We start from the raw sequence: 13,723 nt of genomic DNA on the forward strand, positions 1-13,723 counted from the left end.
CGATGACTAACGGCGACACTTACTATTGATACGGTCTCAACAGATCCTTTGCGATAATATCCTGATGGACCTCGGAGGTACCTTCCCAGATACGTTCGATACGCGCATCTCGCCAGAACCGCTGGATGGGGAATTCCTCCATAACGCCCATGCCACCAAAGATTTGCACGGCATCATCCGCAACCCGGAACACCATTTCCGAGCACCAGTAATTCACCATTGACGCTTCAGTGCGGTTCATCGTCTGATTCTCAATTTTCCACGCGGCTTCTTTCACCATAAGATCACCGAGCTTTATATCAACCGCCATATTGGCAACCTTGAAACCGACCCCCTGGAATTCACCAATCGTTTTGCCAAACGCCTTGCGGGTTCCGGCCCACTCCTTGGTCATTTCGAAGATGCGTTCAGAACGACCGACACAATGGGCGGCCAAAGCAACCCGGCCATCGTAGAGCCACTCATTGGCAGTATCGAAGCCCTTGCCCTCTTCGCCCAGAATATCATCGCTATGAACGCGAACATCTTCGAGATAGACCATCGTCGGATTATAGCCGCGGGTGACGATCGACTTCATCGGCTCGACACGCAGTCCCGGCAGAGTTTTGTCGAGGAGAAACGCCGTAAAACGCTTGCGTGGTCCACGTGGTGTTTCATCCACGCCGGTAACGGCAATGAGAACGATGAAATCGGCGATATCGGCGTGAGAGATAAACTGTTTCACCCCGTTGATGACCCAGTGATCCCCATCGCGCACGGCCTTGGTCGTGATGCCGCGAGCGTCCGAGCCCGCGCCAGGTTCCGTGAGCGCGAAGGCATCCTTACGTTCGCCACGGATGGCTGGCTTCAGATATTTTTCAATCTGGTCGCCCTTGCATTTGAAGAGGATGCCGGTAACGCCACGGTTCATGCACATGGTGAGCGCGGCACTCGATTTACCAAGCACGCGTTCAGCCTGCATCTTGGTCTGCTTGTCGAGACCCGGGCCGCCCCATTCCTCCGGCAGGTTCATACCGGCAAAACCCGCCTGGATCGATTTTTGCTGAATGTCCTGTTTGATTTCCTCAGGAACGTAGCGAAGTTCCTCAACGAGATTCTCGTGCGGATAAAGTTCCCGCTTGCAGAACTCTTCCAATGAATCGATGAGCGCCTGTTGTTCGAAACTTAATGCAAAATCCATGGTGTTCCCCCTTTACGCGCCGATGAAATTCGGTGCGCGGCGCTCATTGGCAGCAGCCAGGCCTTCTTTATGATCTTGTGTATGTCCGCATACCTTGCCCGCCGCTACTTCTTCCAGCTGTTGATCGGAAAGGCTGCGCGTATGGGCGCTGTTCAGCAATTTCTTGGTCTGCGCGATGGCGACAGTCGGCCCGCTTGCCAGTTGCCGGGCGAAGGCCAGCGTGTCCTGCCACAAATTATCCGAACTGCTGACGTGGCTGACGAGCCGGTTTTGAAGCGCGACTTGGGCGGTCCATAATTCGCCCGTATAAGCAAAACGCTTTGCCGCATCGAGACCGATCACGCGCGGCATCAACCAGGTTCCGCCACAGTCCGGATTGTAGCCGACATTGGTATAGGAACAGATGAACTTGGCCTTTTCGGATGCGTAGCGGAAGTCGCACGCCAAAGCCATATCGAGACCCGCACCAACGGCTGCACCGTCGATCATGGCGATAACGGGTTTGGGCATTTCATGGACCTGCTGGACCAGTCGCAGCGACTCCTCGACCCAGTTCATGTCCGGCCAATCCGTTCTGCCCGCCGCCCATTCCTTCACGTCTGCACCGGCTGAAAAGGCGCCACCGCGTCCAGCCAGAATAAGGGTGCGGAGAGTTTGATCAGCAGCCGCTTCCTTTAGTGCCTTGCGCAGTTCTATGGTGATCCCCATACCGAGCGCATTGCGCGCCTCCGGCCGGTTGAGCGCAATAACGCCCACCGCGTCATGACGTTCAATTTCCAAAAATTTGTACATAGCTCTCCCTTTCTGCCCAGCCACAAGGATTGCGCAGTCTCAATTGTCATTCAGTTATTGGTTCAACGTCCGCGCCAGCGCGGCGGTCGTTTTTCGAGGAAGGCTTTTTGGCCTTCGATCATATCCTCCGAGGACAGCATGGCGGCAAAGGTGGACAGTTCTGGATTGTCACCAGCTCGCAATTTCATGGCGTCGCGGTCCGACATGCCATCCACGGCACGCAACGCTTCTTTCAACGCCTGTTGTGCCAGCGGTGCAGACACCGCAATTTTCCGGGCTATCTCCAATGCCATCGGCATAAGATTTTCTCGTGACGAGGTGCAGTAAACCAAACCCCAACGCTGCGCTTCTTGTGCACTCATGCGTTCGCCGGTCCAGATCATCGCGGTTGCCACATAATAAGGAATACGGCGCGGCAGGCGTTGCAGTCCCCCACCATCGGGCAGCAGTCCCCGCTCAAGCTCGGGCAACTGGATAAAGGCGTCATCCGCCATCAGCAGAATATCGCAAGCCAATGATATTTCGAGACCACCGCCAATGGCCGGAGCGTTGATAGCAGCGATCAGCGGCTTTCTGAGCGACCAAAGTGTTGTGATGCCGCCGAAACCGCCTTCCTTTGCGCCTTCGGTGCTCGCACCACGGTTCTGATCCGTTCCTTCCTTGAAATCATAGCCGGCTGAAAAGGCACGCTCTGACCCGCTCGACAGAATACCGACGCGCAGATCGGAATCGTTTTGCAGATAGAGCGCTGCCTTCTCCAAATTGCGGCTTAGACTGCGACAAATCGCATTGACCTTTGGCTTGACCATACGGATCTCAAGTACGGATCCGTGTCTCTCAAGGTGGACAAAGCCATCCATTTCTCGGTTAAGTTCTGCAATCATATCAACCACCGTTCTTTGCTGCCCGCTGGCTGTAAATGTGCAGCAGGAGCGGCGGTAGCGATGTGACAATCAGCATGAGTGTTGAAACCGCCGCCAATGTGGGATCGAGATCATCGCGCAGCGTGGAGAAGGTAACGCGCGGTAATGTCGACATTGGCCCCGATGCCACCATCAGCGAAATAATCAATTCGTCGAAAGAGATCAGGAATGACAGCAGCATCGAGGTCGCGACTGAAAGCTTGAGCTGAGGCAAAGTCACAGTCAGAAAGGCTTTCAGTCGATTGGCACCTAGACTGCGTGCTACCATTTCCTGCGATGAGTCATAACTGCTGAAACCGGCCAGCATGGTCAGGATTACGAACGGCATCGCAACCACGGAATGGCCGAGGATCATGCCCCAAATGGTGTTCAGCAGCATTCCGATCTTTGCGTAGACAAAGAAAATGCCGACAGCGATCAGGATCGACGGTACGGCAAGTGGCGCAACCAGCACCGTCTTTAAAAAACCTTGAACGGCGATGCGTCCCTGATTAAGAGCGTAGGATGCCGCCACGCCGGTAACAGTCGCAACGATCATGGTTCCAAATGCGACCCGCAGCGATACCCAGAGCGAGCTGATCCACTTTTCCTGACCAAAAAATGAAGCATACCAGCGTGTAGACCAGCCTGCTGGCGGGAAAACCAGTGATGTCGTTGAACTGAACGAGACCGGAATGACGATCAGGGTCGGAACGATCAGGAAAAACAGTACCAGTCCGACGAGAACGTAGAGCCAGAGACGTGCACGGTGAGAAACGTGAGCTTCCATCATACCACCTATCGATCCGACGACAGCCGGCGCACCAGCACCAGACTGATCCACAAACAAAGAGCCGTCATTGCCAGGAGCAACACAGCAAGAGCAGCTGCAGGGCCCCATGTCGGGTAAAGCGAAATCATCTCCTCAATACGCTGCGCAATCATCTTCACCTTGCCACCGCCGAGCAGTGCGGGCGTGATGTAAAAGCCGAGGCACATGACGAACACCATTATGGCGCCAGCGACCAATCCGGGCATGGAAAGCGGAAAGAAGATACGCAGGAACGCATGCGTCGGCGACGACCCCACATTGGCGGCAGCGCGCATCAGATTAGAGTCGATGGCCTTCATCGATGCATAAAGCGGCAACACCAGAAACGGGATCATGATATGGACCATACCGATGACCACACCGGTAGTGTTGTTGACCAATGCCAGCGGCTGGTTGATCAAGCCAAGGCCTTGCAATGACTTGTTGACCACTCCGTTGCGCTGCAAAATGATCAACCATGAAAATGTGCGCACCAGCCCGGAAGTCCAGAAAGGCACCAGCACCGCCAACATCAGTAACCCCGCCCATTTGGGAGACAGGATGGACATCAGATAGGCAACCGGATAGCCGAGCAGCAGGCAGATAACGGTGACGATGAGCGCAATCTTGAAAGTATTGAGAAACATCTCGATGTAGACAGGTTCCGAAAAGAACAGTCGGAAATTGCCGAGACCATATTCTCCATTGACGTCGACAAAAGACATCGACAGCAACCACAACAGCGGTGCCACCATCAATATGCCAACAATAGCGAGCGCGGGGATGGTGAGACGCACCATCGACCAGCTTTCGTATTTTTGTTCGCGGTTCAGCGCGCGGCGGTTTTCATCCAGTTCGGCTTGCGTCACCGGCTTGGGGGCTGCAACAGGAAATGAGACAACAGCTTTTGTCATCATCAATCCTCCGCGCGTACAAGCCGCGCGTCCGCCCGTTCCAGACGCAGCGCCACGCGTTCACCAACCTTTGGCACTGCCCGCAGATTTTCCGAGCGGTTGGCAATCCGTGTGAATACCTTATGGCCACCATCCAGCATGACCTCGAAAAGCAGGCATTCACCCTGGTAGATGGCCGTGACGACCTGACCGGAAAACAGGTTTGCTCCCGAAGCGCGCGCCGCTGCTTCATCTGTTGCGAAACGCAAACGCTCGGGGCGCATGCTCAGCAACATGTCGTCGTACAGTTCACCAACATCATCCGGCAAGTTCACGCCCTGATCGCCATAACCGACACCTGCGTTTGTGCGCCGGAGCGGCAGAAAACTGGTTTCACCAATGAATTCAGCCACAAAGCGGCTTTCCGGGTGTTCATAAAGATCGGCCGGCGACGCGATCTGGGCCAGTTTGCCCTTCGAAAATACGGCAATCCGGTCCGACATTGTGAGCGCTTCACGCTGATCATGCGTGACGGAAATAGTCGTCATGTCCAAACGGTCGTGTAGTTTGCGGATTTCGATCTGCATCGTTTCCCGCAGTTGCTTGTCAAGCGCCGACAAGGGTTCATCCATCAGCAGAATGCGCGGTTCGAACACGATAGCGCGCGCAAGCGCTATACGCTGGCGCTGACCACCAGACAATTCAGTGATCTTACGCTCGCCATAGCCACCAAGTTGCACCAGATCGAGTACTTTCTTGACCCGTTCCTCGATTTCAGCACGGCCGATCTTACGCAAACGCAGCGGATAAGCGACATTCTCTAATACTGACATATGCGGGAACAAGGCATAGTTCTGAAAAACCATGCCAATATTGCGCTTATGGGGCGGAAGATGCACGATTTCCTTTGTGCCAATCTTGATCGAACCATCCGTCGGTCGGGAGAAACCCGCAATCATCATCAGAAGGCTTGTTTTTCCTGACCCGGAAGGGCCGAGCAATGTGAGAAATTCACCGGCTTTAATCGCCAGCGATACGTCGTCAACCGCCCGGACCGTGCCGTAATGTTTGGACAGTGCTTGGATCGTAACCGGCAAAGCCGTAGTCGAGGAGTGTTTCATCTCTGCTTTCCATCAGCGCACAACAGGACACCGCAGCATTGTCAGCTACAGATTGTAATCTTGGGCTCCATGAAGAAAATTCCCGGGTTGGAGGCCGAAGCCTCCAACCCTCCTGAACCGGCTATTGCATCATTGCCTTGTCCCACATGGTCTGGGCCTTTTCGTGATTTTCGGCCCAATACGGCATGTTGGTGATGAGCTGCTTCTTGAGATTCTCAGTGCTCGTGACAATGCCCGCCGCCTTGTCGGCTGGTACAAGCCCTTGTTTGAACGCATCTTGGTTCATCGGCCCATAGGCGATATAATTTGGCAGGTTGGCCTGATACTTTGGATCGAGCAGATGGTTGATCAGGCGCATTGCACCTTCTGGATTGGGAGAATTTTTGGGAATGACCAGGCATTCCACATCCATCACCGCGTCATCAAGCTTATAGGTATATGGTGCGCCTTCCTTGATGGCGGCATCAATACGCGCCGCCCAGATCGACAGCATATCGACCTCTTCGGAAGTTGCGAGCTGGGTCGCTTGCGCTCCGCTAGCCCACTGAACGCCTATATCCGGTTTCAAAGCGGACCATTTGGCCATCGCCCGTTCCATATCAATAGGATAAATCTTGTCCTTGGCCACACCGTCAGCCATTAGGGCAATTTCCATATTGGTCGCTGGCGAATTGCCCGAGATAGCACGACTGCCTGGGAACTTCTCGGTATCGAAGAAGTCGGTCCAGTTTTGTGGTCCCTTATCACCATAGACATTCTTGTTATAGGCAAGGACGGTCGTATAGGCGGTAAAGCCAACCCAATATTTTGTGCGTAAATGTTCAGGAATCCCGGCGGCATTGGGGATTTTGGAATAGTCGAGTGGCACCAGAAGATCGTCTTTGCCTGCCAAATCGCAAAGGCCGCCATAGAGTTCCGCCACATCGATATCGACCGCATTTGCGCGCACCTTGGTACGGATATCGCGGATACCACCGGCCAGGACATAATCGACAACGGTCATGCCATGATCCGCGGGCAAGTGGTCAAGAATGGCTTTACGCACACCTTCCTGATAAGCGCCTCCGTAGGACGCATAACTGACCTTTTCGTCAGCCACAGCCGAACCGGCTGCCATGGCAAGCACTGCACCCAGTATGAATGCCTTTTTCATTGTTCCTCCTCCCTATGCGGCTCAATAGCCGCGCCTTTTTGCATGCAACAACCGGCAAAGGTACTTCCTCCAAAGCACCTTATTCGGCATTCCGCTGACAAAAGTCAGTTGGAAAATGCGTGTAGCCCCCTTGTCATGGCAAGGCGGCAATCGCTGACAATGCGTTCGATAAGCTCCTGACAGCTTGGAATATCCTTGATCAACCCGAGCGTCTGACTTGCCCAGACAAGGCCGCTGTCGAGTTGGCCCGTTGTCAGCGCATGGCGACCACGGTCACCGGAAACCAGCGATCGAACATCTGTAAATTCCGCACCCCCCGGCCGCCCTTCGATAGCGATGACCTCATCGGAGACAGCATTCTTCAAAACACGTCCAGTGTTTTTGAATGTTCGAAAGATCAAATTGGTGTCGCGTTCGCCGGCATTAACCAGCGCCTGCTTGATATTGTCATGAATGGGCGCCTCTTTGGTGGCACAAAAACGCGTACCCATGTTCACGCCTTCGGCACCGAGCATGAAAGCTGCCGCCATGCCCTCACCGGTGCCGATACCGCCCGACGCGATCAACGGAATTTTCACCTGCGCGGCTGCAGCGGCAAAAAGAACCAAACCACCGATATCATCTTCACCTGGGTGTCCCGCCGCTTCAAATCCATCGATAGAAATGGCATCGACACCAGCGCGTTCGGCTGACAGGGCATGACGTACGGCCGTGCATTTGTGAACCACAACAGCATCGGCCGCCTTAATCTTCTCAATGAACTCTTTTGGGCTGCGTCCTGCTGTTTCGATTACCTTGACACCCGACCCAAGCGCCGCATCAAGATATTCTTCATAAGGTGGGGGCGCTGTCGTGGGGAGAATCGTGAGATTGACCCCAAATGGTTTGTCTGTCATTTGCCGGCAACGAGCGATTTCTTCGCTTAGCGCTTTGGGACTAGGTTGTGTCAGCGCCGTCAGGATTCCAAGGCCGCCCGCACTCGATACAGCTGATGCAAGTTCGGCGCGACCTACCCATTGCATTCCACCTTGAATGATTGGGTATTTCGTTTTCAATAGCTCGGTTACTCGGGTCTTCACGCCCCACTCCCTGCTGCAATCAAATCTGATGATTAGATACTGAAATTCGCTGCAGATGAAGTCAAACAAAAAATTTGCTGAACGTCCAACTTTTTATTAACATGCAGATATTACACGATGATTTTCGTCGGAGCTCCATAAAGAGGGTCAATTGGAGGGGGAACATCATGAAGCCGCGAAAGATCACGCCATATCAAGGGCGTAGTCTAAGCCACCGCTCAGTATCGTCAAATTCACCAACCTCGGAGCAGCGTCTAAAAGTCCCGAATCTCGTCTCGGAGACAGCCGGTCTGATAGTTCAAGCGTGGTCTCCAGAGCGGCAACCTGTCGCGGTCATGGCGCTTCGGCATGTATAATGTACCGACCGCGATAACTGATCTTGACGCGATGGCCCTTCACAACTGTAAGCACAGTCCTCGCGAATATTTTCAGTTCGCGACTGACTTGGAGGAAGCAGCATGATCCCACTGCGTTTCCTTGGCGCTGCCGTTCTTTGCACAAGCAGTCTTGCTTTTACCCTAAATGATACGACGACCAAGTTTCTCATCGGCGACTATGATGTGTCATCGATCATTTTGATCCGCGGCTTGATGGCCTTGCCGATTCTTTACCTGTTTCATGTGCGGACAACCGGACGAAGCAAGATATGGTCGGCCAGAATTGGGCTTCATGCGTTGCGGGGAGCTTTTGGCTTGATCGCCGCCTATTTATACATCGCTTCCCTGAAAACCCTGACTGTGGCCGAGGCTACAGTCATTCTCTTTATGACACCTGTCATTATCACCGCGATGTCCCATTTTCTGCTCAAGGAGAATGTCAGCCTTCGCACATGGCTGTCGATCTTTTTCTGCTTCCTCGGCGTGGTTGTGGCGATCAATCCACGGGCATCCAACTTCAGTTACGCTATGGGATTGGCTGGTACATCGAGCGTGTTTTACGCCATCAACGCTATCAGTTCGCGATGGATTCCGCCCGAAGACAACCTGTGGACGATCTCGTTTTTCGGCGCGTTCTTTTCGGCGCTATTTGTCGCCCCGTTCGCCATTGAGCATTGGCGTGGACTACAAGTCCCACACCTTGCCCAGTTTGGTGCTGCGGCAACATTCTCCAGCATGGGCATAGGTTTAAGCGCCATCGCCTACCGCATGACATCACCTGCCCTCCTCGCCCCCTTCGGTTATTCGGGGCTGATCTGGTCGATTACGGTCACCTGGCTGTTTTGGGGCATTCATCCGAGTCTCAACGCTATTCTAGGCACGCTCATCATTCTGGGCAGCGTCACACTGACCATAAAAACCAACCGCATCGATCCGCAACCGAATCTACAGAACTGTATCAAGGGACCCACCAATGACGACCCCAATCCTTGTCGATCTGAATAAAGAAACCGGTGTCAGCACCATCACATTCAACCGCCCGGAAAAATACAACGCTATCGACGAGGCGATGGCAGCAGCCTTTCATGAGGCCGTGCAAGCCATTGCATCGGACAAGGGCATACGTTGCGTCGTTCTCAAAGGCGCGGGCAAAGCATTTATGGCGGGTGGAGATGTGGCAGCTTTTGCAGCCGACCCTGATCGGGCTGATCTTGTCTTGCAGCGCATACTGCGCCACATGCACCCAGCTTTATTAATCCTGCAGCAATTGCCTGCTCCTGTCATCGCGGCAGTACACGGACCCGCAGCTGGCGCAGGATTGAGCCTGGTCCTGTCGGCAGATTATGCCATCTGCAGTCAATTAGCAGAGTTCATTCTTGCCTATGATCGACTGGCGACGGTGCCCGATTGCGGCGGCACCTGGTATCTTCGGCAAAAGCTGGGGCCGCGTGCTGCTTTATCCCTTATGCTCAAGGGAGGCAAACTCAACGCCAGTCAGGCCAGAGAAATCGGGATTGTCAACGACGTGGTTGAGGATAGCAGTTATCACGAACAGCTTGCTGCCCTGATACAAAAAATTGCCACTGGCCCAACGCGAGCCTTTGGACTGTTCAAGCAACTGCTCGCCGCCGATCTTTCGTTGGCGGCTCAACTTGAGGCAGAAAAGGCGGCCTTCATGGAAGCTACCTATACGCAGGATTTTCAGGCCGCCATCCGCAACTTCCCGAATAAGCAACCGGTGCAATTTCTCGGATACTGAAACGAGATCGTGCCCGGCGGGGACTGATTTAGCAAAGCCCCACTCTACAAAGCCAAGCAATTACCAGAGAGGAAATATCGTGCTCCAATCCGACCAGAACACCAATTACATCGTAAAGACTGACCTTTATATCAATGGCGCTTGGGTCGAACCTTTCAGAACCGACACCATTGCCATCGTCAATCCTGCCAACGAACAGCCTTATGCAACAATTTCAGCAGGCTCCGCTCAGGATGTTGATCGAGCGGTTGCGGCCGCCCGTTCTGCGTTCTCTTCCTGGAGTGAAACTCCGGTTACGGAGCGCATCCGCTTCTTGCGCAAAATCGCAGAAATATATGAGGCGCGCCTGGAAGATATGGCTAAAACCATTTCGCTGGAAATGGGTGCGCCGATCACCATGGCCCGTGATCAACAGGCCGCGGCAGGCTTGTATCACATCAACGCTTTCATCCAGGCACTGGAAAACTTCAAATTTGAAGAAAGACGAACAGATAATTCCGGCGAGATCATCGTGCGCGAACCAATCGGTGTCTGCGGTCTGATTACTCCATGGAATTGGCCGATGAACCAGATCGCTTTGAAAGTTATTCCAGCTATCGCAGTCGGCTGCACGGTAGTTTTGAAACCATCTGAAATAGCGCCCATGTCAGCGATGCTCTTTGCCGAAATTCTGCATGAAGCGGAGCTTCCAAAAGGCGTATTCAACCTTGTCAACGGCGAAGGTTTGGTCGTGGGCGAAGCCATGTCGCGCCACGCAGACATTGACATGATGTCTTTCACTGGCTCAACCCGTGCGGGCACAGCAGTCGCACGCGGCGCCGCAGATACGGTCAAGCGTGTATCACTCGAGCTCGGAGGAAAATCACCCAATCTGATTTTCGCCGACAGCGAGGTAGAAAGCGCGGTGGAGCGAGCCATCACAGAATGCTTCAACAATACCGGTCAATCGTGCAATGCACCTACCCGGTTGCTGGTAGAGAATACGGTTTACAATCAAGTTGTTCAGCTCGCCGCTAATGCCGTCAATCAGACCCGGGTCGGTGATCCATCTCGTGAAGGAGATCATCTTGGGCCGCTGTCATCGAAAGCTCATTTTGACAAAGTTCAAGGACTGATCCAGACAGGCATCAATGAAGGTGCACGTCTGGTAGCAGGTGGCCTCGGTCATCCGGACGGGCTCGACGCCGGGAACTTCGTGCGTCCGACCATATTTGCTGATGTCCGGAACGATATGACGATTGCGCGCGAAGAGATATTTGGTCCCGTACTCGTCATCATCCCGTTTGCCGACGAAGAGGACGCCATCACTATCTCGAATGACACCCCCTACGGTTTATCCGCTTATGTTCAAACCGGATCGGCTGAACGCGCCAAACGCGTCGCGCGAAAGCTTCGCGCCGGCATGGTGCATATCAACGGCTCTTCGCTCGGTTCCGGCAGTCCGTTCGGCGGTTACAAACAATCCGGCAACGGCCGTGAAGGCGGGAAATGGGGGCTGGAAGATTTTACGGAGGTTAAGGTAATATCCGGCTGAACGGATGCGGACAAATTTAAAGCGCGGCGAGTTCAATGTATGTCTGTTGAAAATTAGTCCATAATTCGACTGCCAATTCAAGAAACTTTCCGATTGACGACTGGTACTTTCTTGCCGTGCTCTAAAATGACTTACAACGCCGTTCTGGCATAAATTGCCGTTGTCAATCATGTGGTGGACCGAAAGCAGCGTTGTCACAGTTCGAAACTGGATAGTTCAGTCCTTCAGTACCGGTCGCGGTGAGAAACCTATCGGCGTGCCCCTTCGTTCCCCAAAAGTAAAACACCCGCCGCGGGAGGAGCGACGGGTGTTTATGGGAAAGACCAGATCTTGGGAGGAGGACGTCTGGTCTTTGACCGCTGAGGGCTTTGGGAGGAACGGCCTCAGCGATATTCAGGATTGATTAGCGGTGAGCGGCTTGACGGGCAACGGATGGGATTTCCGAAGCCACGATGCCCAAATCGTTCAATTCACGTGCATTCAGGCGGCTCAGTTCATTTACCGTGTTACGGTAACGGCGCCAGTTGCTATACGAGCGGATCAGGTTCATTTCTCTCTCCTCAAAAATTCTCTCTTTGTCTTGCAAACTGCATATAGGTCTGAGCTAGCGCGGACAGAAGCACCAGATTCGCATGGCTGCCATGCCAATAAGATGGGTAAAGGCGTAAGTTCCCATATGTACGCAGCAACGCCGAGCGAGAGCTCTCGGTTTGTGTTCACCCTGATTTCTTGCCTGAGAAAACGGCCGAAACGAATATTTAACTATAATCCAGCGAATACTTATCAAGTCCAATCAAGGCTTATGATATGTCGCACTTCGCTCCTTTATCTAAATTCATATTGAGTACCGTTGTATTTTCCAGCGTGCTTGTCGGTCCGGGCAAAGCAGCAACGCTCTTTCTTGAACATGGGATAGTGCGACAATCTTTCGAACAGCACCGACGCCAATCCATGCCGTCTTCCTCAATTGACCGATCGATCAATGGACTGCTTTTGCAGGTAAAAGATATCCGACCACCCGCATTAGTGGGGCCAACTGCACCGATCGAAGCCGAACTGGACCAGATGACCACCGGCAGCATCAACCGCACACACCCAGCTCGTCAGGAAATTTCTTCGACCTATGTTCCAACTGCCGACGACATGGCGCCCGCGATAGAAATGCCAAGAGGCGTTGGTTCCAAAGAACAGATTGCAGCCTATCAGATCATGTTGGACAGGGCAGGCGCGTCGCCCGGCGCAATCGATGGGCGTTCTGGCAGTAATGTCGACAAGGCTGCTGCGGCTTTTGGCGAAATCACGGGTCGATTTATCAATCCAGCCGATCCGAGCACTATTCAGGCCGAGCTAGAGAATACCGGCGGACCAGCTTTCAAGGATTACCTCATCACCAATGAAGACGTTGGCAGGCAATTTGTGGCAGAAATCCCCGCTGATTACGCGTTGAAAGCCCAATTGCCAGCAATGGCTTATACATCGGTCACGGAAATGCTTGGCGAGCGGTTTCAAATCGATGAGGGGTTCCTCAAAGAGATCAATCCAGGCGTGAACTTCAATCAACCTGGCTCGATCATCAAAGTTCCAAATCTCGGCAAAGCCAAACGCACGCCGATTGCCCATATCATAGCAGATAAGGGTCGCAAACAGGTTCGGGGCTATGGCCTAGATGGAAAGCTGAAGGTAGCTTATCCGTCCACGATCGGCTCTTCGGACACCCCCTCCCCTTCAGGCACAGTCCAGGTCAAACGAATAGCGATCAATCCGAATTATACCTACAATCCCAGGATCAATTTCAAACAAGGCGCCAATGAAGGCGTTCTGACCATTCCGCCTGGTCCAAACGGTCCCGTCGGTACGGTATGGATTGCGCTTTCCAAACCCACTTACGGTATTCATGGTACCCCTGACCCTTCACGCATCGGCAAAACATCGAGCCATGGCTGCGTGCGTCTTACAAACTGGGATGCAGAAGAACTCGCAAAAATCGTCAAGGCTGGCGTCGAGGTGGTTTTTACGGAATGAACGCAGATCGCCATCTAATTGACGTGTGGAGATTAAAGAAAAGTCGAAGCTAGATCTCTATTGACTCAAATTCCCCCAAACAGAAGCTGGTTGGAAGGGA

12 protein-coding genes and 1 pseudogene are annotated in these 13,723 nt (G+C 53.4%); 4 read left to right on the forward strand and 9 right to left on the reverse strand.

All coding sequences use genetic code 11. From position 1 onward, the window contains the following. Positions 1 to 22 precede the first annotated feature (22 nt). From CQZ93_RS24605 to CQZ93_RS24640, 8 genes are all read right to left on the reverse strand, one after another. Entirely contained in the window at positions 23 to 1,180 is a 1,158-nt protein-coding gene (locus tag CQZ93_RS24605; RefSeq protein ID WP_105545099.1) for an acyl-CoA dehydrogenase family protein, read from the reverse strand. A gap of 12 nt (positions 1,181 to 1,192) precedes the next feature. Then, the gene (locus CQZ93_RS24610; RefSeq protein WP_105545100.1) at positions 1,193 to 1,972 is read right to left on the reverse strand and encodes an enoyl-CoA hydratase/isomerase family protein; all 780 of its coding nucleotides are present in this window, start codon (positions 1,970 to 1,972) and stop codon (positions 1,193 to 1,195) included. Between the two features lie 62 nt (positions 1,973 to 2,034). Next, on the reverse strand, positions 2,035 to 2,856 hold the full coding sequence (locus CQZ93_RS24615) for an enoyl-CoA hydratase-related protein (protein WP_105545101.1): 822 nt from the start codon (positions 2,854 to 2,856) through the stop codon (positions 2,035 to 2,037). 1 nt (position 2,857) lies between these two features. After that, positions 2,858 to 3,664, reverse strand: coding sequence for an ABC transporter permease (locus CQZ93_RS24620; RefSeq protein WP_105545304.1), 807 nt, complete (start codon positions 3,662 to 3,664; stop codon positions 2,858 to 2,860). Between the two features lie 8 nt (positions 3,665 to 3,672). After that, complete coding sequence (locus CQZ93_RS24625; protein WP_105545102.1) at positions 3,673 to 4,602, reverse strand: ABC transporter permease; 930 nt, start codon at positions 4,600 to 4,602, stop codon at positions 3,673 to 3,675. Beyond that, the gene (locus CQZ93_RS24630) at positions 4,602 to 5,699 is read right to left on the reverse strand and encodes an ABC transporter ATP-binding protein (protein ID WP_105545103.1); all 1,098 of its coding nucleotides are present in this window, start codon (positions 5,697 to 5,699) and stop codon (positions 4,602 to 4,604) included. The genes CQZ93_RS24625 and CQZ93_RS24630 overlap by 1 nt, the downstream gene beginning before the upstream one ends. 121 nt (positions 5,700 to 5,820) lie before the next feature. Beyond that, a complete protein-coding gene (locus CQZ93_RS24635) occupies positions 5,821 to 6,852 on the reverse strand; it encodes an ABC transporter substrate-binding protein (RefSeq protein ID WP_105545104.1) in 1,032 nt (343 codons plus the stop codon). Between the two features lie 104 nt (positions 6,853 to 6,956). Further along, positions 6,957 to 7,931 (reverse strand): NAD(P)H-dependent flavin oxidoreductase, encoded by a 975-nt coding sequence (locus CQZ93_RS24640; protein WP_105545105.1) that lies wholly within the window; start codon positions 7,929 to 7,931, stop codon positions 6,957 to 6,959. A 458-nt stretch (positions 7,932 to 8,389) separates the two neighbouring features. Here CQZ93_RS24640 and CQZ93_RS24645 point away from each other — a divergent pair, with 458 nt between their 5' ends. The 3 genes from CQZ93_RS24645 (at position 8,390) to CQZ93_RS24660 (ending at position 11,601) form a co-directional block, all read left to right on the forward strand. Further along, the gene (locus CQZ93_RS24645; RefSeq protein WP_286154260.1) at positions 8,390 to 9,313 is read left to right on the forward strand and encodes a DMT family transporter; all 924 of its coding nucleotides are present in this window, start codon (positions 8,390 to 8,392) and stop codon (positions 9,311 to 9,313) included. After that, on the forward strand, positions 9,282 to 10,067 hold the full coding sequence (locus CQZ93_RS24655; RefSeq protein ID WP_105545107.1) for an enoyl-CoA hydratase/isomerase family protein: 786 nt from the start codon (positions 9,282 to 9,284) through the stop codon (positions 10,065 to 10,067). Before CQZ93_RS24645 ends, CQZ93_RS24655 begins: the two co-directional genes overlap by 32 nt. A 79-nt stretch (positions 10,068 to 10,146) precedes the next feature. After that, a complete protein-coding gene (locus tag CQZ93_RS24660; RefSeq protein ID WP_105545108.1) occupies positions 10,147 to 11,601 on the forward strand; it encodes an aldehyde dehydrogenase family protein in 1,455 nt (484 codons plus the stop codon). A gap of 403 nt (positions 11,602 to 12,004) precedes the next feature. Here the strand turns inward: CQZ93_RS24660 and CQZ93_RS24665 are convergent, their stop codons facing one another. Then, the gene (locus CQZ93_RS24665) at positions 12,005 to 12,151 is read right to left on the reverse strand and encodes a DUF1127 domain-containing protein (protein ID WP_105545109.1); all 147 of its coding nucleotides are present in this window, start codon (positions 12,149 to 12,151) and stop codon (positions 12,005 to 12,007) included. 575 nt (positions 12,152 to 12,726) lie between these two features. Between CQZ93_RS24665 and CQZ93_RS24670 the strand changes: the two are divergent. Next, positions 12,727 to 13,623 (forward strand): annotated as a pseudogene (locus CQZ93_RS24670) (L,D-transpeptidase); the annotation flags it as partial. Between the last annotated feature and the right edge of the window lie 100 nt (positions 13,624 to 13,723).

Origin of the sequence: Ochrobactrum vermis (assembly GCF_002975205.1) — a bacterium.
Taxonomy (GTDB): Bacteria; Pseudomonadota; Alphaproteobacteria; order Rhizobiales; family Rhizobiaceae; genus Brucella; species Brucella vermis.